Origin of the sequence: Arenimonas soli (genome assembly GCF_014643775.1) — a bacterium.
GTDB classification, from domain to species: domain Bacteria; phylum Pseudomonadota; class Gammaproteobacteria; order Xanthomonadales; family Xanthomonadaceae; genus Arenimonas; species Arenimonas soli.
The window spans coordinates 1,490,750-1,515,366 of the sequence record NZ_BMKC01000001.1 but is presented as its reverse complement, the minus strand read 5'-3'; the positions used below and the strand labels follow the sequence as shown (position 1 = coordinate 1,515,366).

The following is a 24,617-nucleotide window of genomic DNA, read 5'->3' as shown; positions in this document are numbered from 1 at the left end:
AAGAACATGCTGCTCACCATCGTCAGTGTCATCTACGTGCTGGTCGCGATCGCCATGATCGTGCTCATCCTCATGCAGCGCGGCTCCGGCGCCGCCGCGGGCTCGGGCTTCGGCGCGGGCGCGTCGGCCACCGTCTTCGGTGCGCGCGGGTCGTCCAATTTCCTGTCCACCGCCACCAAGTGGCTGGCCGTGCTCTTTTTCGCCCTGAGCCTGGGCATGGCTTGGTACGCCACCCACGGCGGCCGCCCGACGGCCGAACCGATGGAAGACATCGGCGCCATGTCCGACGTCCCGGCCGCGGCGGCACCGGCGGGCGAACTGCCGGCCAGCGAAGTACCTGCCAGCGACCTGCCGCCCGATGCGTCGGTGCCCGCGGCCAGCGATGCCGCTCCGGCGGCCGCGGACGCGGCACCGGCCGAAGCCGAAGCCGCCGAGCCGGCGGCCGGCGACGACGCGGAAAACACCCGCGGCGACTGATCCGCTGGTACAATCTTCGGCCTTCGATCCGGTCGCCGGAGCGAAGGCACACCTGCCCAGGTGGCGGAATTGGTAGACGCACTACCTTGAGGTGGTAGCGACGAGAGTCGTAGGGGTTCGAGTCCCCTCTTGGGCACCAATTGAATCAACGGGCTGCCGCCCGGCAATGACTGGAGCGGCGGCCCTGACGCGCCCAAGGGCGCCAAGGTGAGGAAGCGCGCGTGTTGGGCGAATATCTGCCGATCCTTCTGTTCCTCTTCGTCTCGACCGGCCTGGGCATCGTCCTGCTGATCGCCGGCTGGGCCCTGGGTCCCAGGCGCCCGGACGCCGAGAAACTCTCGCCCTACGAGTGCGGCTTCGAAGCCTTCGAAGACGCGCGCATGCAGTTCGACGTGCGTTATTACCTGATCGCCATCCAGTTCATCATCTTCGACCTGGAAATCGCGTTCGTCTTCCCGTGGGCGGTCAACTTCCGCAACCTCGGCATCGTCGGCCTCACCGAAATGGGCATCTTCATCGGCCTGCTGGTGCTTGGCTTCGTTTACGTCTGGAAGAAGGGAGCGCTCGAATGGGAGTGATCCAGTCCGTTTCGAACGTGATGCACAACCCGATCCCGGAAGGGCGGGTGGATGACATCCTGCGCCCCGAAGGCGACAACCCGCTGCTCGAGCGCGGTTTCGTCACCACCTCGGTGGACACGCTGGTCAACTGGGCGCGCACCGGTTCGATGTGGCCGATGACCTTCGGCCTGGCCTGCTGCGCCGTCGAGATGATGCACGCCGGCGCCTCCCGCCTTGACCTCGACCGCTACGGCGTCATCTTCCGCCCGTCGCCGCGCCAGTCCGACGTCATGATCGTCGCCGGCACCCTGGTCAACAAGATGGCCCCGGCGCTGCGCAAGGTCTACGACCAGATGCCCGAGCCCAAGTGGGTCATCTCGATGGGCAGCTGCGCCAACGGCGGCGGTTATTACCATTATTCGTATTCGGTGGTGCGCGGCTGCGACCGCGTGGTGCCGGTGGACGTCTACGTGCCGGGCTGCCCGCCGACTGCCGAAGCGCTGATCTACGGCATCCTGCAGCTGCAGAAGAAGATCCGCCGAACCAACACCATCGCCCGCTAAGGACCCAGCAGACGCCATGGTCGAACCGAACACGAGCTTCATCGAGCGCCTCAGGGCGCGCCTGCAGGACAAGCTTGTGTCCGTGCACGAGGCGCTGGGCGAAACGACGGTCGAAATCGTGCCCGAGGCCTGGGACGCGGCGGCGCGCATCCTGCGCGACGACCCCGATCTGGCGTTCGAGCAGCTCATCGACCTGTGCGGCGTCGACTACCTCGGCTACGGCGATGACGAATGGGACACCGACGACGTGTCCTCCGAAGGTTTCTCGCGCGGCGTCGAAGGCGCCGCCGGCCCGGGCCGCTTCGACTGGGAACACCGCCCGCGCGGCAATGGCCCCGAGCGCCGTTTCGCCACGGTCGTGCACCTGCAGTCGGTGCGCCACAACCGCCGCCTGCGCCTGCGCTGCTTCGCCGCCGACAACAGCCTGCCGGTGGTGCCGTCGCTGGTCGAGGTCTGGCCGGTCGCGAACTGGTTCGAGCGCGAGTGCTTCGACCTGTTCGGCATCATCTTCGAAGGCCACCCGGACCTGCGTCGCATCCTGACCGACTACGGTTTCGTCGGGCATCCGTTCCGCAAGGACTTCCCGCTGATCGGCAACGTCGAGGTCCGCTACGACGCCGAACGCAAGCGCGTGGTCTACGAACCCGTTTCGATCGAGCCGCGCGTGCTCGTGCCGCGCGTGGTGCGCGAAGACTCGCGCTGGCAGCAGGCCGCTTCCGAGCAGCCGAGCAAGGACTGACCGGCCATGACCCAGGAAATCCGCAACTACACCCTCAACTTCGGCCCCCAGCATCCGGCCGCGCACGGCGTGCTGCGCCTGGTGCTGGAGATGGACGGCGAAGTCGTGCAGCGCGCCGACCCGCACATCGGCCTGCTGCACCGCGGCACCGAGAAGCTGGCCGAGTCCAAGCCCTACAACCAGTCCATCGGTTACATGGACCGCCTGGACTACGTGTCGATGATGTGCAACGAGCACGCCTACGTGCGCGCCATCGAAAAGCTGATGGAAATCGAGGTGCCGCTGCGCGCCGAATACATCCGCACCATGTTCGACGAAATCACCCGCATCCTGAACCACCTGATGTGGGTCGGATCCAACGGCCTGGACCTGGGCGCGATGGCGGTGTTCCTGTACGCCTTCCGCGAACGCGAAGAGCTGATGGACTGCTACGAGGCGGTGTCGGGCGCGCGCATGCACGCCACCTACTACCGCCCCGGAGGCGTCGCCCGCGACCTGCCCGACACCATGCCCAAGTACCGCGAATCGCCGTGGCGCAAGGGCAGCGAACTCAAGCGCGTCAACGAATGGCGCGAGGGCTCGATGCTCGATTTCCTCGACGCCTTCACCGACGACTTCCCGCGCCGGGTGGACGAGTACGAAACCCTGCTCACCGACAACCGCATCTGGAAGCAGCGCACCGTCGGCATCGGCGTGGTGCCGGTCGAGAAGGCCCTGGCCTGGGGCATGACCGGCCCGATGCTGCGTGGTTCCGGCCTGGCCTGGGACCTGCGCAAGAAGCAGCCCTACGCCGCCTACGACAAGGTTGATTTCGACATCCCGGTGGGCGTGCAGGGCGACTGCTACGACCGGTATCTCGTGCGCATGGAAGAAATGCGCCAGTCCAACCGCATCATCAAGCAGTGCGTGCAGTGGCTGCGGGCCAACCCGGGCCCGGTGATGGTGCGCAACTTCAAGGTCGCGCCGCCGCGCCGGGCCGAGATGAAGGACGACATGGAAGCGCTGATCCACCACTTCAAGCTCTTCACCGAAGGCTACTCCGTGCCGGCCGGCGAAGCCTATGCCGCGGTGGAGGCCCCGAAGGGCGAGTTTGGCGCCTATATCGTCTCCGACGGCGCCAACAAGCCCTTCCGCCTGAAGCTGCGCGCGCCGGGTTTCGCCCATCTCTCGTCCATGGACGCGATCGTGCGCGGCCACATGCTGCCCGACGTCGTCGCCATGATCGGCACCTACGACGTCGTGTTCGGCGAGATCGATCGCTAAGGACTGCCTGACCGATGAAAGCCACCGGAAATTTCGCCGCCTGCCAGGACGTCGACCCCATGGTCGCCCTGTCCGACGCCACGCGCGCGCACATCGACCACTGGGTCGCCAAGTTCCCGCCCGACCGCAAGCGTTCGGCGGTCATCCAGGGCCTGATGGCCACCCAGGAACAGAACGGCGGCTGGCTCAGCGACGAACTGATCGCCGCCACCGCCAAGTACCTCGAAATCCCGCCGGTCTGGGCCTACGAGGTCGCGAGTTTTTATTCGATGTTCGACCTGCAGCCGGTCGGCCGGCACAAGGTCGCCATCTGCACCAACATCAGCTGCTGGCTCAACGGCGCCGAAGACATCGTGCGCCACTGCGAAGGCAAGCTGGGCATCAGGCACGGCGAGTCCACCCCGGACGGCCGCATCTTCCTGAAGATCGAGGAAGAGTGCCTGGCCGCCTGCGCCGGCGCGCCGATGATGGTGGTGGACGGCCATTACCACGAGAAGCTGACCACCGAGCAGGTGGACACGCTGCTCGACGGACTGGAGTGATCTGAGGACATGGCACACCATTCCCACTATTCCGAAGGCTACGGCCCGGTCGGCCCGGCCCCGCAGGAGCACAACGTCGTCTACACGACGCTGCACTTCGACAAGCCCTGGTCCTACGAGAACTACCTCAAGACCGGCGGTTATTCCGCCTGGCGCAAGATCCTGGCTGAAAAGATGGATCCTGCCGCCGTCATCGAGATGGTCAAGCAGTCGGGCCTTCGCGGCCGCGGCGGCGCGGGTTTCCCGACCGGCCTGAAGTGGAGCTTCATGCCGCGCCAGGCGCCCGGCCAGAAGTACATCCTGTGCAATTCCGACGAGTCCGAGCCGGGCACCTGCAAGGACCGCGACATCCTGCGCTACAACCCGCATTCGGTGATCGAGGGCATGGCCATCGCCTGCTACGCCACCGGCTGCACCGTGGGCTACAACTACCTGCGCGGCGAGTTCCACCACGAGCCCTTCGAACACTTCGAATCGGCCCTGAAGGAAGCCTATGCCAACGGCTGGCTGGGCAAGGACATCCAGGGTTCGGGCGTGGACGTGGACATCCACGGCGCGCTCGGCGCCGGTGCCTACATCTGCGGCGAAGAGACCGCGATGATGGAGTCGCTGGAAGGCAAGAAGGGCCAGCCGCGCTACAAGCCGCCGTTCCCGGCCAACTTCGGCCTGTTCGGCAAGCCCACCACCATCAACAACACCGAAACCTACGCGTCCGTGCCGGCGATCATTCGCAACGGCGCCGAATGGTTCCTCAACCTCGGCAAGCCCAACAACGGCGGCCCGAAGGTGTTTTCGGTGTCGGGCCACGTCAACAACCCGGGCAACTTCGAAATCCGCCTGGGCACGCCCTTCAGCGAACTGCTGGAGATGGCCGGTGGCGTGAAGGGCGGCCGCAAGCTCAAGGCCGTCATCCCCGGCGGCAGCTCGATGCCGGTGCTGCCGGCGGAAATCATGATGGGCTGCACGATGGACTACGACTCGATCCAGAAGGCCGGTTCGGGCCTGGGCTCGGGCGCGGTCATCGTGATGGACGAAACCACCTGCATGGTCCGCGCCTGCCAGCGCATCGCGCGGTTCTACTACGCCGAATCCTGCGGCCAGTGCACCCCCTGCCGCGAAGGCACCGGCTGGATGTACCGCATGCTGACCCGCATCGCCGAAGGCAAGGCGGTGCTTGAAGACCTGGACATGCTCAAGGCCGCCGCCGGCCAGATCGAAGGCCACACCATCTGCGCCTTCGGCGAAGCCGCCGCCTGGCCGGTGCAGGGTTTCCTGCGCCACTACTGGCACGAGTTCGAATACGCCATCGTCAACAAGCGTTTCTACGTCGACGACCTGGCCAAGGGCCAGCTCGCCACCACGGAGCAGGCCGCATGAGCGCCCAGCCGACCAACACCACCGCGCCGGACCTGGTGAACATCGAGATCGACGGCAAGCCGATGCAGGCGCCGAAGGGCTCGATGATCATCCACGCCGCCGACAAGGCCGGCGTCGCGATCCCGCGCTTTTGCTACCACGAGAAGCTGCCGATCGCCGCCAACTGCCGCATGTGCCTGGTGGACGTGGAAAAGATGCCCAAGCCCGCGCCGGCCTGCGCCACGCCGGTGATGGAAGGCATGAAGGTCACCACCCAGACCAAGCGCGCGCTCGACGCGCAGCGCAACGTCATGGAGTTCCTGCTCATCAACCACCCGCTGGACTGCCCGATCTGCGACCAGGGCGGCGAGTGCGAACTGCAGGACCTGGCCATGGGCTACGGCCGCTCGGTGTCGCGTTTCGTCGAGCGCAAGCGCGTTGTCCCGGACGAAGACCTGGGCTCGCTGGTCGCCACCGACATGACCCGCTGCATCCAGTGCACCCGCTGCATCCGCTTCACCGCGGACGTCGCCGGCACCTTCGAACTGGGCGGCATGTACCGCGGCGAACGCCTGCAGATCGGCACCTACGACGGCAAGCCGCTGATGACCGAACTCTCGGGCAACGTCATCGACGTCTGCCCGGTCGGCGCGCTCACCAACAAGGTGTTCCGCTTCCGCGCCCGTGCCTGGGAGCTGATCGCCCGTGAATCGGTGGGTTACCACGACGCGCTGGGTTCGAACCTGTTCTTGCACACCCGCCGCGGCGAAGTGCTGCGCACCGTGCCGCGCGACAACGAGGCGGTGAACGAGTGCTGGCTGTCCGACCGCGACCGCTATTCGCACGAAGGCCTGTATTCCGCCGACCGCGCCACCCGCCCGATGCTGCGCGAAGGCGATGCCTGGCGCGAAGCGTCCTGGGAGGAAGCCCTGGCCCTGGCGGCCAAGCTGCTCAAGGAAGCCGGTCAGTCGCTGGGCGTGCTGGCGCACCCGGCCACCACCAACGAAGAGGGCGCCCAGCTGGCGGCCCTGGCCCAGGGCCTGGGCACCGCCCACGCCGACCATCGTCTGAAGGCGCTGGACTTCGCCGACGCCGCCTTCGCCGAACCCTTCCAGCTGCCGGCCGCCGAACTCGAGCTGGCCGATACCGTGCTGCTGGTCGGCTGCAACCTGCGCCACGAACTGCCGCTGCTGCACCAGCGCCTGCACAAGGCCGGCAAGCGCGGCGCCAAGGTGTTTTGCATCAACCCGGTGGACTTCGAGTCCACCTTCCCGGTGGCGGGCAAGCGCATCGTGGCGCCGTCCGCGCTGCCCGGCGCACTGGCCGCGGTCGCCAAGGCCGCCGGCGCCGCGCTGCCGGCCGGCATCCAGGGCGACGACCATGAAGGCGCCAAGGCCATCGCCGAAGCGCTGGCCAAGGGGAACAAGGCCGTCATCGTGCTCGGCGAGATGGCCGAAAACCACGCCCAGGCCTCCTGGCTGCGCGCCGCCGCGCGCGCCCTGGCAGCGGCCTCGGGCGCCAGCCTCAACCGCATCCCGCAGGGCGCCAACGCCATCGGCCTGGCCCGCCACGGCCTGCGTCCGGGGCAGGGTGGCCTCGATGCCGGTGCCATGCTGGCCAAGCCGCTGCCGGCCTACCTGCTGTACGGCGTCGAGCCGCAGTACGACTTCGCCCACGGCGCCCGGGCGCTCAAGGCGCTGGCCGGCGCCAAGGTCGTGGCCTTCTCGGCCTATGCCAGCGAAGACCTGAAGAAGCTGGCCCAGGTGATCCTGCCGATCGGCCTGCTGCCGGAAATCGACGGCAGCCTGAGCAACCTCGATGGCACCGACCAGCGGACCCTGGCCGGCGGCAAGCTTCCGGGCGAAGCGCGTCCGGGCTGGCGTGCGCTGCGCGCCCTGGGCGGCCAGCTGGGCCTGCCCGGCTTCGACTACACCGACCTGCACGGCCTGCGCGCCGGCCTGTCGCCGCAGGCGCCGGCCGCCGGCGAGGGCCTGGCCGAGGCCGCCAAGCCGGACGAAACGGGCCTCGAACGCATCACCAGCACGCCGATCTACCGCGGCGACGCGGTGCTTCGCCGCGCGGTCGCGCTCAACGCGCACCCGCTGACGGTGGGCGCGCGCGTCGTGCTCAACCCCGAGGACGCGCTGGCGCGCGGCCTGTCCGACGGCGCCATGGCCAAGCTGGGCGACGGCAACGGCAACGCCGTGCTGCCGGTTCAGGTCAGCAAGCGCGTCGCCCGGGGTGCCGCCTGGATCGAATCCGACTACGAGGCCACGGCGCCGATCGCGCCGGCGGCGCGGCTCGCCGTGGCGGGGGCCTGAGCATGTTCGATCCGATGCGCGAGTTCTTCCTTTCCTTCGGCGACCTGGGCCTGGTGGTCTGGACCCTGGTGAAGATCCTGGCGATCACGCTGCCGGTGGTCGTGGGCGTGGCCTTCTACACCCTGGCCGAACGCAAGGTCATCGGCTGGATGCACGTGCGCCACGGGCCGCAGTTCATCGGCGGCTTCATGGGCATCGGCTTCATCCAGGCCTTCGCCGACGTGTTCAAGATGCTGTTCAAGGAGCTGGTGGTCCCGACCAACGCCAGCGGCTTCCTGTACCGGCTGGCGCCGCTGCTGGCGCTGGCGCCGGCGCTGGCGGCCTGGGCGGTCATCCCCTTCGACGACGGCGTGGTGCTGGCCAACGTCAACGCCGGCCTGCTGGTGCTGCTGGCGCTCACCTCGATGGGCGTGTACGGCATCATCATCGGCGGCTGGGCCTCGAACTCGAAGTACGCCGTGCTGGGCGCGCTGCGCTCGGCGGCGCAGGTCATCAGCTACGAAATCGCCATGGGCTTCGCCCTGGTCGGCGTGCTGGTGGCCGCGGGCACGATGAACCTCAGCGAGATCGTCATGGCCCAGGCGGGCAATGCCGGCCTGTTCGAGTGGTTCTGGTTCCCGCTGTTCCCGCTGTTCGTCATCTACTTCATCTCCGGCGTGGCCGAAACCAACCGCGCGCCCTTCGACGTCGCCGAGGGCGAGTCGGAAATCGTCGCCGGCTTCCACGTCGAATACTCCGGGTCGGCCTTCGCCATCTTCTTCCTGGCCGAATACGCCAACATGATGCTGGTGGCCTTCCTGACCGCCGTGCTGTTCCTGGGTGGCTGGCTGTCGCCGTTCCCGGCGTCCTGGGGTTTGCTGGGCGAGCCGGGCTGGTGGTGGCTGGTCCTGAAGTTCCTGTTCTTCGCCTTCTGCTTCCTGTGGTTCCGCGCCACCTTCCCGCGCTATCGCTATGACCAGATCATGCGCCTGGGCTGGAAGGTGTTCATCCCGATCACCATCGTGTGGATCTTCGTGACGGCCATCATGGCCTACAATGAATGGTTCACCCTGGGCGCCTGAGGAAGCCATGAACCGCATCGCAAACTACCTCAAGAGCCTCATGCTGCTGGAGCTGCTTTCCGGCATGAAGCTGACGCTGGGCTACATGTTCAAGCCCAAGTACACGCTCAACTACCCGTTCGAGAAGACGCCGCAGTCGGTTCGCTTCCGCGGCCTGCATGCGCTGCGCCGCTACCCGAACGGCGAAGAGCGCTGCATCGCCTGCAAGCTGTGCGAGGCGGTGTGCCCGGCGCTGGCGATCACCATCGACTCCGAGCAGCGTGCCGACGGCTCGCGCCGGACCACCCGCTACGACATCGACCTGTTCAAGTGCATCTACTGCGGTTTCTGCGAAGAAAGCTGCCCGGTGGACTCGATCGTCGAAACCCACGTGCACGAGTACCACTTCGAGAAGCGCGGCGAGAACATCGTCAACAAGGTCCAGCTGCTGGCCCTGGGCGACCGCCTCGAGGACGAGATCGCCGAACGTCGCGCCGCCGACGCGGCCTTCCGGTGAGGGCAGGGGACAAAGGACAGACATGACTTACGAACTCGCCGCCTTCTACGTCTTCGCCGCGGTCGCCGTACTGGCGGCCCTGGGCGTCATCCTGGCCCGCAACCCGGTGCACGCGGTGCTGAGCCTGGTGCTGACCTTCTTCTCGGTCGCCTGCCTGTGGCTGCTGCTGCAGGCCGAATTCCTGGGCGTCGTGCTGGTGCTGGTCTACATCGGCGCGGTGATGGTGCTGTTCCTGTTCGTGGTGATGATGCTCGACATCAACACCACGCCGCTGCGTGAAGGTTACGTGCGCTACCTGCCGCTGACCGGCGCCGTGGTGGTGGTGATGGCCGCCGAGATGGTGATGCTGATCGGCCTGCAGCGCTTCGACGTGGGCCTGTCGGCCACCGATCCGGCGGCCGCGGCCGGCAAGACCAACCTGCAGTGGATCGGCGAAACCCTGTTCAGCAAGTACATTCTGCCGTTCGAGACCGCCGCGGTGATCCTCACCGTGGCCTTGATCGTCGCGGTGATGCTGACCCTGCGCCGCCGCCCGGGGACCAAGCACCAGGATCCTGCCCGCCAGGTCGCCGTGCGCCGCGAGGACCGCGTGCGCCTGGTCAAGGTGGCGTCCGAACCCCGCCAGGAGGGCAACCCGTGATCAGCCTCGGCCACTACCTCGCGCTTGCCGCGGTGCTGTTCTGCATCTCGGTCGCCGGCATCTTCATCAACCGCAAGAACGTCATCGTGCTGCTGATGTGCATCGAACTGATGCTGCTGGCGGTGAACATCAACTTCGTGGCCTTCTCGCGCTTCCTGGGCGACGTCGACGGCCAGATCTTCGTGTTCTTCATTCTTACCGTGGCGGCTTCCGAGGCCGCCATCGGCCTGGCCATCCTGGTGACGCTGTTCCGCAACCGGCGGACCATCAATGTCGCCGAACTCGATTCGCTGAAGGGTTGATCGCGCGATGATTTCAATGAACATCCTGCTGGTCATCGCCCTCGCGCCCCTGCTGGGCTCGGTCATCGCCGGCCTGTTCGGCAAGCAGGTGGGCCGCGCCGGCGCGCACTGGGTCACCATCCTGGGCGTGGCGGTCAGCTGCGCGCTGTCGCTGCACGTGCTCTGGCAGTTCCTGGGCATGGACGCGGCGCCGTTCAACCAGAACGTCTACACCTTCTTCGAGGTGGGCGGGTATTCGGCCCACGTCGGCTTCATGGTCGACACGCTCACCGCCATGATGATGGTGGTGGTCACCTTCGTGTCGCTGCTGGTGCACATCTACACCATCGGCTACATGGAGGAAGACCCGGGCTACCAGCGCTTCTTCAGCTACATCTCGCTGTTCACCTTCAGCATGCTGATGCTGGTGATGAGCAACAACTTCCTGCAGCTGTTCTTCGGCTGGGAAGCAGTGGGCCTGGTGTCCTACCTGCTGATCGGCTTCTGGTACAAGCGCCCGACCGCCATCTTCGCCAACCTCAAGGCCTTCCTGGTCAACAGGGTCGGCGACTTCGGCTTCCTGCTCGGCATCGCCGGCGTCCTGGCCTGGGTCGGCACGCTCGACTACGCGACCGTCTTCGCGCACGCCTACAACAGCGAACTGCAGGGGACCTTCACCCTGTGGTCGGGCAAGATCGGCATGGGTGGCTGGAGCTACGACGTGCTTTCGGGCCCCGTCCAGGTCGAGATCATCACCTTCATCTGCATCTGCCTGTTCATCGGCGCCATGGGCAAGTCGGCGCAGGTGCCGCTGCACGTGTGGCTGCCGGACTCGATGGAAGGCCCGACCCCGATCTCGGCGCTCATCCACGCCGCGACCATGGTCACCGCCGGCATCTTCATGGTGGCGCGCATGTCGCCGCTGTTCGAGCAGAGCGAAACCGCGCTGGCCTTCGTGCTGTTCATCGGCGCCACCACGGCCTTCTTCACCGGCCTGATCGGCATCGTGCAGAACGACATCAAGCGCGTGGTCGCGTACTCCACGCTGTCGCAGCTTGGTTACATGACCGTGGCGCTCGGCGTTTCGGCCTATTCGGCCGCGGTGTTCCACCTGATGACCCACGCCTTCTTCAAGGCGCTGCTGTTCCTGGCGGCGGGCTCGGTGATCATCGGCATGCACCACGAGCAGGACATGCGCAAGATGGGCGGCCTGAAGAAGTACATGCCCATCACCTACTGGACCAGCCTGATCGGCACGCTGGCGCTGGTCGGCACGCCCTTCCTGTCGGGCTATTTCTCCAAGGACACCATCATCGTCGCCGCGCAGCAGGCGGCGGCGCAGGGTGGCTGGGTGCAGCAGTACGGCTATTACGCGGTGCTGCTGGGCGTGTTCGTCACGGCCTTCTACAGCTTCCGCCTGCTGTACATGACCTTCCACGGCAAGGAACGCTTCCGCGAGGTCGCCCACCACGAGCCGGACGCGGAAGTGCACGCCGATGCGCACCACGACGAAGACGCCGATGCCCACCATGGCCACCATGGCCCGGTCGAGCCGCACGAGTCGCCGTGGGTGGTCACCGTGCCGCTGGTCCTGCTGGCGATCCCGTCCATCTTCATCGGCTTCTTCACGGTCGGCCCGATGCTGTTCGGCGACTTCTTCCGCGGCGCGATCGAGGTCATGCCGGCGCACGACACGGTCGCGCGGGCGGGCGAGGTGCTGTGGCACGGCGACAAGGGCTGGTTCTGGGCAGCGGTCGGCTTCGGCACCCACTTCTACGCCAGCATCGTGTTCTGGCTGGCCTTCGCGGGTTTCGCCCTGGCCACCTACATCTACCTGTTCAATACGGCCCTGGCCGACCGCTTCGCGAAGCTGTTCGCGCCGGTCGTGCGCCTGCTCGAGAACAAGTACGGCTTCGACGACCTTTGGATCAAGGGCTTTGCCGGCGGCGGCATCAAGCTGGGCAAGTTCTCCTGGAAGCGCGGCGACGCCGGCCTCATCGACGGCCTGCTGGTGAACGGGACGGCCACCCTGGTCGACCGCGTCGGCGGACTGCTGCGCCACCTGCAGACCGGTCGCCTCTACAACTATGCCTTCGCCATGATCATTGGCCTCATCGTCCTGCTGGCGGTGCTGGTCAAGATGACCGGCGCCTGAGACTGACAAGGAAGACCCGATGCAATCCTCCTGGCCCCTGCTGAGCGTCCTGGTCTGGCTGCCGATCCTCGGCGGCATCCTGACGCTGGCCTTCGGCGACGCCCGCCAGACCCAGGGCAAATGGTTCGCGCTGCTGGTCGCGGTCGCCACCCTGGTCCTGAGCGTGTTCCTTTTCGCCGGCCACGACGGCAGTTCGGCCGCGATGCGTTTCGTCGAGGACCGCAGCTGGATCCCCAACTTCGACATCCGCTACCACCTGGGCGTGGACGGCCTGTCGATTGCGCTGATCGCGCTGACCACCCTGACCACGGCCCTGGTGCTGGTGGGTGCCTGGGGTTCGGTGGAGCGCCGGGCGCACCAATATTTCGCCGCCTTCCTGATCCTCGAGGGCATGATGATCGGCGTCTTCTGCGCGCTCGACGCCATCCTGTTCTACGTGTTCTTCGAGGCCATGCTGATCCCGATGTTCATCATCATCGGTGTCTGGGGTGGCCCGCGGCGCGTGTACGCCTCGATCAAGTTCTTCCTGTACACCTTCCTGGGCTCGGTGTTCATGCTGGTCGGCCTGGTGTACCTGTACATCGTCTCGGGCGAACGCCTCGAGGGTGGCGCCAGTTTCCAGCTGGCCGACCTGTACCAGCTCAAGCTGACCGCCCAGGAACAGATGTGGCTGTTCTTCGCCTTCCTGGCCGCTTTCGCGGTGAAGGTGCCGATGTTCCCGGTGCATACCTGGTTGCCCGACGCCCACGTCGAGGCGCCCACCGGAGGTTCGGTCATCCTGGCGGCGATCATGCTCAAGATCGGCGGCTACGGCTTCCTGCGCTTCACCCTGCCGATCGTGCCTGACGCGGGGCAGGAGTGGGCCTGGCTGGTCATCGCGCTTTCGCTCGCGGCGGTGATCTACATCGGCCTGGTGGCGCTGGTGCAGGAGGACATGAAGAAGCTGATCGCCTACTCGTCGATCGCGCACATGGGCTTCGTCACCCTGGGCACCTTCATCGCCTTCGCGCTGGTGCGCGAGCTGGGCAATACCGATGCCGCCCAGCTGGGCGTGCAGGGCGCGATGGTGCAGATGATCTCGCACGGCTTCATATCCGGCGCCATGTTCTCGTGCGTGGGCGTGGTCTACGACCGCATGCACAGCCGCATGATCCGCGACTACGGCGGCGTGGTGAACACCATGCCCTGGTTCGCGGCCTTCTTCGTGTTCTTCGCGATGGCCAATGCCGGCCTGCCGGGCACCTCGGGCTTCGTCGGCGAATTCATGGTCATCCTGGCCGCGTTCCAGTACAACGCCTGGGTCGCCTTCGGCGCCGGCTTCACGCTGATCCTCGGCGCGGCCTACACCCTGTGGATGGTCAAGCGCGTGGTCTTCGGCGACGTCGCCAACCACCATGTCGCCGAACTGACCGACATCAATGGCCGCGAAGTCCTGGTGCTGGGCGTGTTCGCCCTGGGCACCCTGGCGCTGGGCGTGTACCCCAAGCCGCTGACCGACCTCATGGAAGCACCGATCGCGCAGCTGCTGACCCAGCTCGCCGCCACCAAGCTGTAAGGAAGCCCCGATGGCCCTGCCGATGCCCACACTTGCCGACCTCCAGCCCCTGGGGCCGGAGATCTTCGTCTGCGGCGCAGCCTTCGCCCTGCTGATGATCGACCTGTTCCTCTCGGATGCACGCCGAGGCCTCACGCATTTCCTGGCCCTTTTCATCCTGGCCGCCGCCGCGGTGCTGACCGCGCGCGAACTGGGCGCCGAAACCACCTGGGGCTTCGCCAACCTGTTCGTGCGCGACACCATCGGCGACGTGCTCAAGATCACCATCTACCTGGTGGCGGCCGCGTCCTTCGTCTACGCCAAGCCCTACCTGCAGGACCGGGGCCTGTTCAAGGGCGAGTTCTACGTGCTGGGCCTGTTCTCGGTGCTGGGCATGATGCTGATGGTGTCGGCCGGCAGCATGCTGGTGCTGTACCTGGGCCTGGAACTGCTGGCGCTGAGCTCCTACGGCCTGGTCGCGATGGACCGCGACAACCCGCGCTGCTCGGAAGCGGCGATGAAGTATTTCGTGCTTGGCTCGCTGGCCTCGGGCCTGCTGCTGTACGGCATGTCCATGGTCTATGGCGCCACCGGCAGCCTGCAGCTGGGTGAAATCCACGCCGCGGCGGCGTCCACCGGCGACCGCACGCTGCTGCTGTTCGGCGTGGTGTTCATGCTGGTCGGCATCGCCTTCAAGTTCGGTGCCGCGCCCTTCCACATGTGGCTGCCCGACACCTACCACGGCGCCCCGACCGCGATCACGCTGTTCATCGGTTCGGCGCCCAAGCTGGCGGCCTTCGGCATGGCCTACCGCCTGCTCGAGGACGGCGTCGGCCCGCTCGACGCGCAGTGGCAGGACATGGTCGCCTGGCTGGCGGCGCTGTCGCTGGTGGTGGGCAACCTGGTGGCGCTGGTGCAGACCAACCTCAAGCGCATGCTGGCGTATTCGACCATTTCGCACGTGGGCTTCCTGTTCATGGGCCTGGCCCACGGCGGGCCGCTGGGCCATGGCGCGGCGATGTTCTACGCCATTTCCTATGCGCTGATGTCGGCGGCCGCCTTCGGCGCCATCATCCTGCTGTCGCGCAAGGGCCACGAAGCCGAGGAGATCGCCGACTTCCGCGGCCTGTGGTCGCGCAATCCGTTCCAGGCGCTGCTGGTGATGTTCGTCATGGCCTCGCTGGCCGGCGTGCCGCCTTTCCTTGGCTTCTGGGCCAAGCTGGAAGTGCTGATGGCGGCACTGGACGCGGGCCTGCTGTGGCTGGCCATCGTCGGCATCGTGTGCGCGGTGATCGGCGCCTTCTACTACCTGCGGGTGATGAAGGCGATGTTCTTCGACGAGCCCGAAGGCGAGGGCCCCAGGCTGCATGCCGACAGCCACCTGCGGGTGCTGTTCGCGGTCAATGCGATCGCCCTGCTGGCGCTGGGCCTTTTCGCCGACACCATCCTGCATTGGGTGGGTCGGGCGTTCCCGGTCTGAGGCCTGGCTGAGCGGCAGACAAACGCCGGGCTTGCGCCGCGAAAGCCTAGCCCCCTATAATGCGCGCTCACTGCTGCGGGGTGGAGCAGTCTGGCAGCTCGTCGGGCTCATAACCCGAAGGTCGCAGGTTCAAATCCTGCCCCCGCTACCAGTTTCTGGCGATGGTTTCCGAAAGGGCTTCATCGATCAGGCTTTTTCCCCGGGTTGGCTGCCAGGCCGATCCCGGGGATACCGGAACCTGGATGTACCGGAAAAGGGCCTCACGGCCCTTTTTTGTTTTTGAAATTTGATGAACGCGAACGAGGCGCGGGACCGACGAATGACCGGAAAGGCGACCGAAATCAGCAATCTGCTTGCACCCACCGTCGAAGGACTGGGTCTTGAGCTGCTGGGCGTTGAATTCGCGCCGACCGGCAACAGCGCGCTGCTGCGCCTGTACATCGACGCGCCCGGCCGCCACGTCGCCATCGAGGACTGCGAGGCCGTAAGCCGGGAGATCTCGGCCGTGCTCGACCTCGAGGACCCGATCACCTCGCAGTACACGCTCGAAGTGTCTTCGCCCGGCATCGACCGCCCGCTGTTCACGCCGGCGCAGTTCGCCCGCTTCATCGGCGAGCAGGCCAAGCTGAACCTGCGGCTGCCCGTCGACGGCCGGCGGCGCTTCCAGGCCCGCATCGAGCGCGTGGACGGCAACAGCATCGTGCTGGTTTTCGACGGCCGCGAAATGGTCGTTGCCCACGAAAACATCGAAAAAGCGCGCCTGGTCCCCGACCTGGTCGCCCTGGGCCTGGCGGCCCAGCCCAAACCCACCGGTCCGCGCGGCAAGCGCAAGGCCGGCAATGAATCCGATAACCCCTGAGGCGTCCGACGCCTTTCACGGAGCTGGAAGAGATGAGCAAGGAACTGTTGCTGGTGATGGAAGCGGTAGCCAATGAAAAGGGCGTGCCGCGTGGCGTGATCGTCGAGGCCATGGAGGCCGCGCTGGCTTCCGCCGCGAAGAAGCGCTACCACGAGCAGGACGTCGCCATGCGTGTCGCCATCAACCCGACCGACGGCAGCTACGAAACCTTCCGCCGCTGGGAAGTGGTGGCCGACGACGTGGTCATGGAGTCGCCCGACCGCCAGATCCGCCTGATGGACGCCATCGACGAGAAGGAAGGCGCCGAGGTCGGCGACTTCGTCGAAGAGCAGGTCGAAAACGCCGAATTCGGTCGCATCGCCGCCCAGGCCGCCAAGCAGGTCATCGTGCAGCGCGTGCGCGAAGCCGAGCGTGCGCAGGTGGTCGACGCCTGGAAGGACCGCGTCGGCGAACTGATCAATGGCATCGTCAAGCGCGTCGAGCGTGGCAACGTCTACGTGGACCTGGGCGGCAATGCCGAAGCCCTGATCCCGAAGGACAAGGCCATCCCGCGCGACGTGCTGCGGCCGGGCGACCGCGTGCGCGGCTACCTGCTGGACGTGCGCTCCGAGGCCCGTGGCCCGCAGCTGTTCATCAGCCGCACCGCGCCGGAATTCATGATCGAGCTGTTCAAGCTCGAGGTGCCGGAAGTCGGCCAGGGCCTGGTCGAGATCAAGGCCGCGGCCCGTGACCCGGGCGACCGCGCCAAGATCGCCGTGCTGGCCCACGACCACCGCACCGATCCGATCGGCGCCTGCATCGGCATGCGCGGTTCGCGCGTGCAGGCGGTCAGCAACGAGCTCAACGGCGAGCGCATCGACATCGTGCTGTGGTCGGACAACCCGGCGCAGTTCGTCATCAACGCCATGGCCCCGGCCGAAGTGCAGTCGATCATCGTCGACGAAGAAAAGCGCTCGATGGATCTGGCCGTGGCCGAGGACAAGCTTGCCCAGGCGATCGGCAAGGGCGGCCAGAACGTGCGCCTGGCCAGCCGCCTCAGCGGCTGGCAGCTCAACGTCATGACCCAGGACCAGGTGACCGCCAAGTCCGAGTCCGAACAGGCGGCCGCGCGCCAGCTGTTCATGGACAAGCTCGAAGTCGACGAGGAAATCGCCGGCATCCTGGTCACCGAGGGCTTCAGCACGGTCGAGGAAATCGCCTACGTGCCGGCCGGCGAACTGCTGGCGGTGGAAGGCTTCGACGAGGACATCGTCGAGGAGCTGCGCGCCCGTGCCCGCGACGCCCTGCTCACCGAGGCCCTGCTGGTCGAAGAGGACATCGAAGACCACAAGCCGGCCGATGACCTGCTTTCGCTCGACGGCATGGACGAGGCCACCGCCTACGCCCTGGCCGCGCGCGGCGTGGTCACCCGCGACGACCTGGCCGAGCTGGCCACGGACGAGATCACCGACATCGAGGACATGGACGAGGAACGTGCCGGCAAGCTGATCATGGCTGCCCGTGCGCACTGGTTCGAATAAGACCGCTGCACTCCGTTAGCCCCGAGAGTCACCATTGCGCGCCTTGCGCGCAGGAAACGAAGGAATCGCCACCAAATGTCTGAAGTCACCGTTGGTTCACTGGCCAAAGTGCTGGGAATGCCCGTCGAGAAGCTGCTCGAGCAGCTCGCCGGCGCAGGCATGTCCTTCAGCGGGCCGGATCAGGTGGTCAGCAGCACCGAGAAGATGAAGCTGCTTGGCTTCCTGCGCCGCACGCACGGTAAGGAAGACAAGCCGGCCGAAGGCGCCGCGCCGCGCAAGATCACCCTGCAGCGGCGAAAGCAGGAAGAGCTGACCGTCAGCGCCGGCAAGTCCAAGTCCACCGTCACCGTCGAGGTCCGCCAGAAGCGCACCTACGTCAAGCGCGACGAAGTGGACGCGGTGCCGGTCACCGACGAGCGCGCCGAAGCCCTGCGCAAGCTCGAGGAGTCCAAGGCCCGCAACGACGCCGAGATCGCCGCGATCGCCGAGGCCGACCGCAAGCGCCTGGCCGAACGCGAGGCCGACGAGGCCGCGCGCCGCAGCGAGGAGGCCGCCAAGGTCGCCGCCGCGGAAGAGGCCAAAGCCCCGCCGGCCAGCGAAGAACCGGCCGCGCCGGTCGCGCCCGAAGTCGCGCCGCTGGCGCCTGGCGCCATCGTCATCCACGAGCGCAAGCCGCGCCCGAAGCCGGCCGCGCCACCGCCGCCGAGCCCGAAGCCGGCCGCGCCCGCGGGCAAGGCCGCCGGCAAGAACAAGGCCGTGCGCGGTTCGCACGCCATGGTCGACAACGAGGGCGATGGTGGCCAGGCCACGCGCTTCGCCGCCGGCCAGCTGCATCTTTCCGAATCCGAGCGTGCCCGCCGCGGCGCCGCCGGCAACCGCAAGAAGTCCCGTGCCCGCGGCCCCGAGCCGTCGCGCAGCGGCGGCGGCCAGCACGGCTTCTCCCGCCCGACCGCGCCGATCGTGCGCGAGGTCTTCATCGGTGATTCCATCGCCGTGACCGACCTGGCCCAGAAGCTGGCCATGAAGGGCGGCGAAGTGGTGCGGGCGCTGTTCAAGATGGGCGTGATGGCCACCATCAACCAGGTGCTCGACCACGACACCGCGGTGCTGGTGGTCGAAGAGCTTGGCCACCGCGCCAGCAAGTCCGAGGAAGACAACGCCGAGACCACGCTGGTCGCGGCGCTGCAGGAGGAAGTGCAGGGCGAGAAGCAGACGCGCCCGCCGGTGGTCACGATCATGGGCCACGTCGACCACGGCAAGACCTCGCTGCTCGACTACATCCGCCGCACCAAGGTGGCCACCGGCGAAGCCGGCGGCATCACCCAGCACATCGGCGCCTACCACGTGGAAACCGAAAAGGGCGTCATCAGCTTCCTCGACACCCCGGGCCACTCGGCCTTCACGTCCATGCGCGCCCGCGGCGCCAAGCTCACCGACATCGTGGTGCTGGTGGTCGCGGCCGACGACGGCGTGATGCCGCAGACCGTCGAGGCCGTGCAGCATGCCCGCGCCGCCAACGTGCCGCTGCTGATCGCGGTCAACAAGATCGACAAGCCCGAAGCCAACCCGGACAACGTCAAGCAGGGCCTGGTCAAGCTGGAAGTCGTGCCCGAGGAATGGGGCGGCGACGTGCAGTTCGTCAACGTCTCGGCCAAGACCGGCGAAGGCGTGGACGCGCTGCTCGAGGCGATTTCGCTGCAGGCCGAGGTCATGGAACTGACGGCGGTATACGACGCCCGCGCCACCGGCGTGGTCATCGAGTCGGCGCTCGACAAGGGCCGCGGCCCGGTCGCGACGGTGCTGGTGCAGCAGGGCACCCTGAAGAAGGGCGACTACCTGGTCTGCGGCACCCATTACGGCCGCGTGCGCGCGCTGTTCGACGAAGCCGGCAAGCAGGTCGATTCGGCGCAGCCGTCGATCCCGGTGCAGGTGCTGGGCCTGTCGGGCGTGCCCGACGCCGGCGACGACTTCGTGGTCGTGGCCGACGAGCGCCTGGCCAAGGAAGTGGCCCAGGAGCGTGACGCCAAGCGCCGCGAATCGCGCCTGGTCGCCGCCGCCGGCAGCCGCATGGAAGACATCATGGCCCAGATGGGCCAGGACAAGGACCAGGCCACCCTGAACCTGCTGGTGAAGGCCGACGTGCAGGGTTCCGTGGAAGCGCTGCGCCAGGCCCTGGTGGCGCTGTCGAACGAGATGATCAAGATCAACGTGATCAGCTCGGGCGTCGGCGGCATCACCGAGTCCGACGCCACGCTGGCCGCGACCTCCAAGGCCGTGATCATCGGCTTCAACGTGCGCGCCGACGCCAGCGCCCGCAAGGTCATCGAGACCAGCGGCCTGGACCTGCGCTACTTCTCGATCATCTACGACGTCATCGACCAGGTGAAGCAGGTGGCTTCCGGCCTGCTGGGCATGGAGATCCGCGAAGAAATCATCGGCATCGCCGAGGTCCGGGACGTGTTCCGCAGCTCCAAGTTCGGCGCGGTCGCCGGTTCCCTGGTGGTCGAAGGCGTGGTCAAGAAGAGCAAGCCCATCCGCGTGCTGCGCAACAGCGTGGTGGTCTTCGAGGGCGAACTCGAGTCGCTGCGCCGCTTCAAGGACAACGTCGAAGAGGTCAAGTCGGGCGTGGAGTGCGGCATCGCGGTCAAGGCCTACAACGATGTCCAGCCGGGTGACCAGATCGAGTGCTTCGAACGCATCGAGGTGCAGCGCACCCTGTAAGGGAGGCACCAGCCATGGCGACCAAGAGCTTCCATCGTACCGACCGGGTTTCGGCGCAGCTGCGCCGCGACCTGGGCCAGATCGTGCACCAGGCGGTCCGTGAATTCGGGCTGCCGTCGGTGTCGGTTTCCGACGTCGAGGTGACCCGCGACCTGGCCCACGCCAAGGTCTTCGTCACCGCGCTGCTGGCCGACCAGGGCCCGGCGGCCGTGTCGGCGCTCAAGGAACTGGCGCCCGAGCTGCGCCATCGCCTGGCCCAGGCCGTGCGCATGCGCCACGTGCCCGAGCTGCACTTCCACTACGACGATTCGGTGGACAAGGGCGAGCGCATCGAACAGCTGCTGCGCGAGAATCCCGTCCCGCCCGCCGAAGACTGAAGGCCCGTCGGATGGGCCGCACCGTGTTCCGGCCGCTCGACGGCCTGCTTTTGCTCGACAAGCCCGCCGGCCTGAGCTCGAACCAGGCCCTTCAGCGTGCCCGGCTGCTGTTCCGCGCCGAGAAGGGCGGCCACACCGGTGCGCTCGACCCCCTGGCCACCGGCCTGCTGCCCCTGTGTTTCGGCGAGGCGACCAAGATCGCCGGCCTGCTGCTCGGCGGCCGCAAGGCCTACGAAGCCGGGGTGGCGCTGGGCCGCACCACCGACACCGACGACGCCGATGGCGAAGTCCTGCGCGAACGCCCGGTGCCGGCGCTCGACCGCGCCCGCGTGGAAGCGGCCCTGGCCCCGCTGACCGGGCGGATCCGCCAGCGCCCGCCGATCTATTCCGCGCTCAAGCAGGGCGGTGAACCCCTTTACCTGAAGGCCCGGCGCGGCGAAGCCATCGAGGTGCCCGAACGCGAGGTCGACGTGGAGGCCATCGAGTTGCTGGAACTCGATGGCGCCAGGCTTCGCCTGGCCGTGACCTGCGGCTCCGGCACCTACATCCGCAGCCTGGCCCGCGACCTGGGCGAAGCCCTGGGCTGCGGCGCCCATGTCACCGCGCTGCGGCGCACCTGGGTCGAACCCTTCCTGCAGCCCCGCATGTTCACCCTCGAGGCGCTTGAGGCGGTGGCCGCCGGGGGCGGCGAAGCGGCGCTCGACGCCCTGCTGCTGCCGGTGGAGGCGGGGCTGGTCCACTTCGAGGCCGTGCACGTGGACGCCGACCAGGCCCGGCGGCTGGGCCACGGCCAGCCGGTGCCCGTCGCAGGCGAGGTTGCGACACACCTGAACCTGCTGGGCCCGGACGGCCGGTCACTTGGCCTGGGCCGGCGCGACGAGGCGGGCCAGGTCTGGCCCAGGCGCCTGTTTCGCTGGGCCAGCGCCTGCTGAACCCGCGGCCCCGGCCCCCGGCCCGGGACCCCCTTCACAAATTCCGCCTTGTCCGGCCAGCCCTTGTCCGTTAAACTTTTGCGGCTTCACCGATGCCATTTTCAGGCAAATCCCCAACCGGCGGGCCATCGCGGTGCGTCGCCAAGAGCGACGTTCCTGCAGGCTGCGCATCACAAAGAGAAAACACAATGTCCATTGATTCCGCCAAGGTCATCGAAGAGTTCAAGCGCACCCCGAACGACACCGGTTCGCCGGAAGTCCAGGTCGCGCTGCTCTCCGCCCGCATCGACATGCTGTCCGACCACTTCAAGGCCCACAAGCAGGACCACCACTCCCGCCGCGGCCTGCTCAAGATGGTCAACCAGCGCCGCAGCCTGCTCGGCTACCTCAAGAAGAAGGACGTCGCGCGCTACCAGACGCTGATCGAGCGCTTGGGCCTGCGCCGCTAAAACCAGTTTCAAACCACACGGCGCAGAAATGCGCCGTGTGCATTTTCGGGGAACGGAAAGATCCGGGGTCGGAAATGCAACAACCGCGGGGCAGGGTGCCTCGTGGGGATGAATCCAGAGACAAAGGAAGCGATAAACGTGGCGAAAGTAACCAAGACGTTCCAGTACGGTCAGCACGAAGTCACCCTCGAGACGGGCGAAGTCGCCCGCCAGGCGGGTGGTTCGGTCATCGTCAAGTTCGGCGACACGGTCGTGCTGGTGACGGCGGTTGGCAACAAGAATGCGCGCGAAGGCATGGACTTCTTCCCGCTCACCGTCGACTACATCGAGAAGTTCTACGCCGGTGGCCGCATCCCGGGTGGTTTCTTCAAGCGCGAAGGCCGCCAGACCGAGCGCGAGACCCTGGTCTCCCGCCTGATCGACCGTCCCATCCGCCCGCTGTTCCCGGAACACTTCCGCAACGAAGTGCAGGTCATCGCCACCGTGATGTCGATGAACCCGGAAGTGCACGGCGACATCCCGGCCCTGATCGGCGCCTCCGCCGCGCTGGCGCTGTCGGGCATCCCGTTCGCGGGCCCGATCGGCGCCGCCAAGGTCGGTTACGCCGACGGCAAGTACCTGCTGAACCCGACCATCACCGAGCTCAAGACCTCGGACCTGGAACTGGTGGTCGCCGGTACCGCCAACGCCGTGCTGATGGTCGAGTCCGAAGCCAAGGAACTGAGCGAAGACGTGATGCTGGGCGCCGTGATGTTCGGCCACCAGCAGATGCAGGTCGCCATCAACGCCATCAACGAGCTGGTCGCCGAAGTCGGCGTCAAGCATTGGGACTGGAAGGCGCCGGAAAAGGCGCAGGCCCCGATCGACGCCGTCAAGGCCGCCATCGGCAACCGCCTCGAGGCCGCTTTCCAGGTGCGCGACAAGCTCGAGCGCAAGGAAGCCATCTCGGCCGTCAAGAAGGACGTGCTCGAATCGCTCAAGCCGCAGGCCGAGGCCAACGGCTGGAACCTGGCCGACCTGGCCAAGGAGTTCGGCGAATTCGAATACAGCACCATGCGTGAGTCGGTGCTCAAGACCAAGGTCCGCATCGACGGTCGTGCGCTCGACACCGTGCGCCCGATCTCGGTGCGCACCGGCGTGCTGCCGCGCACCCATGGTTCGGCGCTGTTCACCCGCGGCGAAACCCAGGCCATCGTGGTCGCCACCCTGGGCACCGCCCGCGACGGCCAGATCATCGACGCGGTCGAAGGCGAGTCCAAGGACCACTTCCTGTTCCACTACAACTTCCCGCCGTACTCGGTGGGTGAAGCCGGCCGCATGATGGGCCCGAAGCGTCGCGAGATCGGCCACGGCCGCCTTGCCCGCCGCGGCGTCCAGGCCGTGATGCCGTCCATGGAATCGTTCCCGTACACCATCCGCGTGGTGTCCGAGATCACCGAATCCAACGGTTCCTCGTCGATGGCCTCGGTCTGCGGTTCCTCGCTGGCCCTGATGGACGCCGGCGTGCCGATCAAGGCGCCGGTGGCCGGTATCGCCATGGGCCTGGTCAAGGAAGGCGCCGACTACGTCGTGCTGTCCGACATCCTGGGTGACGAAGACCACCTGGGCGACATGGACTTCAAGGTGGCCGGTACCGAAGGCGGTATCTCGGCGCTGCAGATGGACATCAAGATCGACGGCATCACCGAAGAGATCATGAAGGTCGCGCTGGGCCAGGCCAAGGCCGGTCGCCTGCACATCCTGGGCGAAATGAACAAGGCCATCACCGCGCCGCGTTCGGAGCTGTCCGAGTACGCGCCGCGCCTGCTGACCATCAAGATCCACCCGGACAAGATCCGCGAAGTGATCGGCAAGGGCGGTGCCACCATCCAGGGCATCACCAAGGAAACCGGCACCCAGATCGACATCCAGGACGACGGCACGATCGTCATCGCCTCGGTGAATGCTGCAGCCGCCCAGGCCGCGAAGGCGCGCATCGAGCAGATCACCTCGGACGTCGAGCCGGGCCGCATCTACGAAGGCAAGGTCGCCAAGATCATGGACTTCGGTGCGTTCGTCACCATCGCCCCGGGCAAGGACGGCCTGGTGCACGTGTCGCAGATCTCCAACGAGCGCGTCGAGAAGGTTTCCGACAAGCTCAAGGAAGGCGACCTGGTCAAGGTGAAGGTGCTGGAAGTGGACAAGCAGGGCCGCATCCGCCTGTCCATCAAGGCCATCGAGGAAGGCGAGGGCTAAGCCCCGCCAGCCATCGGAAGCTGAACGGAAAAGCGGGCTTCGGCCCGCTTTTTCAT

Annotated in this window: 22 protein-coding genes and 2 tRNA genes; all 24 read left to right on the top strand. The window is 66.9% G+C overall.

Annotation, left to right across the window (positions count from 1 at the left end):
- Positions 1-6: 6 nt before the first annotated feature.
- The 24 genes from secG to pnp all read left to right on the top strand — a co-directional run bounded on the left by secG (position 7) and on the right by pnp (position 24,561).
- The gene (gene secG, locus IEX13_RS07250; protein WP_188662600.1) at positions 7-477 is read left to right on the top strand and encodes a preprotein translocase subunit SecG; all 471 of its coding nucleotides are present in this window, start codon (positions 7-9) and stop codon (positions 475-477) included.
- Between the two features lie 54 nt (positions 478-531).
- A tRNA-Leu gene (locus IEX13_RS07245) sits at positions 532-616 on the top strand.
- 82 nt (positions 617-698) lie between these two features.
- On the top strand, positions 699-1,055 hold the full coding sequence (locus IEX13_RS07240; protein WP_188662599.1) for an NADH-quinone oxidoreductase subunit A: 357 nt from the start codon (positions 699-701) through the stop codon (positions 1,053-1,055).
- Positions 1,046-1,600 carry a NuoB/complex I 20 kDa subunit family protein gene (locus IEX13_RS07235; RefSeq protein ID WP_188662598.1) on the top strand — a complete coding sequence of 185 codons (555 nt, stop codon included), beginning with the start codon at positions 1,046-1,048 and terminating at the stop codon, positions 1,598-1,600. Before IEX13_RS07240 ends, IEX13_RS07235 begins: the two co-directional genes overlap by 10 nt.
- A 16-nt stretch (positions 1,601-1,616) precedes the next feature.
- Positions 1,617-2,339, top strand: a complete 723-nt coding sequence (locus IEX13_RS07230; RefSeq protein ID WP_188662597.1) for an NADH-quinone oxidoreductase subunit C — start codon at positions 1,617-1,619, stop codon at positions 2,337-2,339.
- Between the two features lie 6 nt (positions 2,340-2,345).
- Positions 2,346-3,602 (top strand): NADH-quinone oxidoreductase subunit D, encoded by a 1,257-nt coding sequence (locus tag IEX13_RS07225; RefSeq protein ID WP_188662596.1) that lies wholly within the window; start codon positions 2,346-2,348, stop codon positions 3,600-3,602.
- 14 nt (positions 3,603-3,616) lie between these two features.
- Positions 3,617-4,144, top strand: a complete 528-nt coding sequence (gene nuoE, locus IEX13_RS07220) for an NADH-quinone oxidoreductase subunit NuoE (protein ID WP_188662595.1) — start codon at positions 3,617-3,619, stop codon at positions 4,142-4,144.
- 9 nt (positions 4,145-4,153) lie between these two features.
- The gene (gene nuoF / locus IEX13_RS07215) at positions 4,154-5,521 is read left to right on the top strand and encodes an NADH-quinone oxidoreductase subunit NuoF (protein ID WP_188662593.1); all 1,368 of its coding nucleotides are present in this window, start codon (positions 4,154-4,156) and stop codon (positions 5,519-5,521) included.
- Entirely contained in the window at positions 5,518-7,821 is a 2,304-nt protein-coding gene (gene nuoG / locus IEX13_RS07210) for an NADH-quinone oxidoreductase subunit NuoG (protein ID WP_188662591.1), read from the top strand. Before nuoF ends, nuoG begins: the two co-directional genes overlap by 4 nt.
- A gap of 2 nt (positions 7,822-7,823) precedes the next feature.
- Complete coding sequence (nuoH, locus tag IEX13_RS07205) at positions 7,824-8,882, top strand: NADH-quinone oxidoreductase subunit NuoH (protein ID WP_229668475.1); 1,059 nt, start codon at positions 7,824-7,826, stop codon at positions 8,880-8,882.
- A 7-nt stretch (positions 8,883-8,889) separates the two neighbouring features.
- Positions 8,890-9,378 (top strand): NADH-quinone oxidoreductase subunit NuoI, encoded by a 489-nt coding sequence (gene nuoI / locus IEX13_RS07200; protein WP_188662589.1) that lies wholly within the window; start codon positions 8,890-8,892, stop codon positions 9,376-9,378.
- A gap of 22 nt (positions 9,379-9,400) precedes the next feature.
- The gene (locus IEX13_RS07195) at positions 9,401-10,018 is read left to right on the top strand and encodes an NADH-quinone oxidoreductase subunit J (protein WP_188662586.1); all 618 of its coding nucleotides are present in this window, start codon (positions 9,401-9,403) and stop codon (positions 10,016-10,018) included.
- Entirely contained in the window at positions 10,015-10,320 is a 306-nt protein-coding gene (nuoK, locus tag IEX13_RS07190; RefSeq protein WP_188662585.1) for an NADH-quinone oxidoreductase subunit NuoK, read from the top strand. Before IEX13_RS07195 ends, nuoK begins: the two co-directional genes overlap by 4 nt.
- Before the next feature lie 7 nt (positions 10,321-10,327).
- Positions 10,328-12,454 (top strand): NADH-quinone oxidoreductase subunit L, encoded by a 2,127-nt coding sequence (gene nuoL / locus IEX13_RS07185; RefSeq protein ID WP_188662583.1) that lies wholly within the window; start codon positions 10,328-10,330, stop codon positions 12,452-12,454.
- Between the two features lie 19 nt (positions 12,455-12,473).
- Entirely contained in the window at positions 12,474-14,009 is a 1,536-nt protein-coding gene (locus IEX13_RS07180; protein ID WP_188662581.1) for an NADH-quinone oxidoreductase subunit M, read from the top strand.
- Positions 14,010-14,019: 10 nt separating this feature from the next.
- Complete coding sequence (gene nuoN, locus IEX13_RS07175; RefSeq protein ID WP_188662579.1) at positions 14,020-15,468, top strand: NADH-quinone oxidoreductase subunit NuoN; 1,449 nt, start codon at positions 14,020-14,022, stop codon at positions 15,466-15,468.
- Between the two features lie 74 nt (positions 15,469-15,542).
- Positions 15,543-15,619 (top strand) — tRNA-Met (locus IEX13_RS07170).
- A 168-nt stretch (positions 15,620-15,787) separates the two neighbouring features.
- Entirely contained in the window at positions 15,788-16,327 is a 540-nt protein-coding gene (rimP, locus tag IEX13_RS07165) for a ribosome maturation factor RimP (RefSeq protein ID WP_188662577.1), read from the top strand.
- A gap of 32 nt (positions 16,328-16,359) precedes the next feature.
- Positions 16,360-17,847 (top strand): transcription termination factor NusA, encoded by a 1,488-nt coding sequence (gene nusA / locus IEX13_RS07160; protein WP_188662575.1) that lies wholly within the window; start codon positions 16,360-16,362, stop codon positions 17,845-17,847.
- 75 nt (positions 17,848-17,922) lie between these two features.
- Positions 17,923-20,568 carry a translation initiation factor IF-2 gene (gene infB, locus IEX13_RS07155; protein ID WP_188662573.1) on the top strand — a complete coding sequence of 882 codons (2,646 nt, stop codon included), beginning with the start codon at positions 17,923-17,925 and terminating at the stop codon, positions 20,566-20,568.
- Positions 20,569-20,582: 14 nt separating this feature from the next.
- Positions 20,583-20,945 (top strand): 30S ribosome-binding factor RbfA, encoded by a 363-nt coding sequence (gene rbfA, locus IEX13_RS07150; protein ID WP_188662571.1) that lies wholly within the window; start codon positions 20,583-20,585, stop codon positions 20,943-20,945.
- An 11-nt stretch (positions 20,946-20,956) separates the two neighbouring features.
- Positions 20,957-21,877 carry a tRNA pseudouridine(55) synthase TruB gene (gene truB, locus IEX13_RS07145; protein WP_188662569.1) on the top strand — a complete coding sequence of 307 codons (921 nt, stop codon included), beginning with the start codon at positions 20,957-20,959 and terminating at the stop codon, positions 21,875-21,877.
- Between the two features lie 188 nt (positions 21,878-22,065).
- On the top strand, positions 22,066-22,326 hold the full coding sequence (rpsO, locus tag IEX13_RS07140; protein ID WP_188662567.1) for a 30S ribosomal protein S15: 261 nt from the start codon (positions 22,066-22,068) through the stop codon (positions 22,324-22,326).
- A 138-nt stretch (positions 22,327-22,464) separates the two neighbouring features.
- The gene (pnp, locus tag IEX13_RS07135) at positions 22,465-24,561 is read left to right on the top strand and encodes a polyribonucleotide nucleotidyltransferase (protein ID WP_188662565.1); all 2,097 of its coding nucleotides are present in this window, start codon (positions 22,465-22,467) and stop codon (positions 24,559-24,561) included.
- The last annotated feature ends 56 nt before the right edge of the window (positions 24,562-24,617 follow it).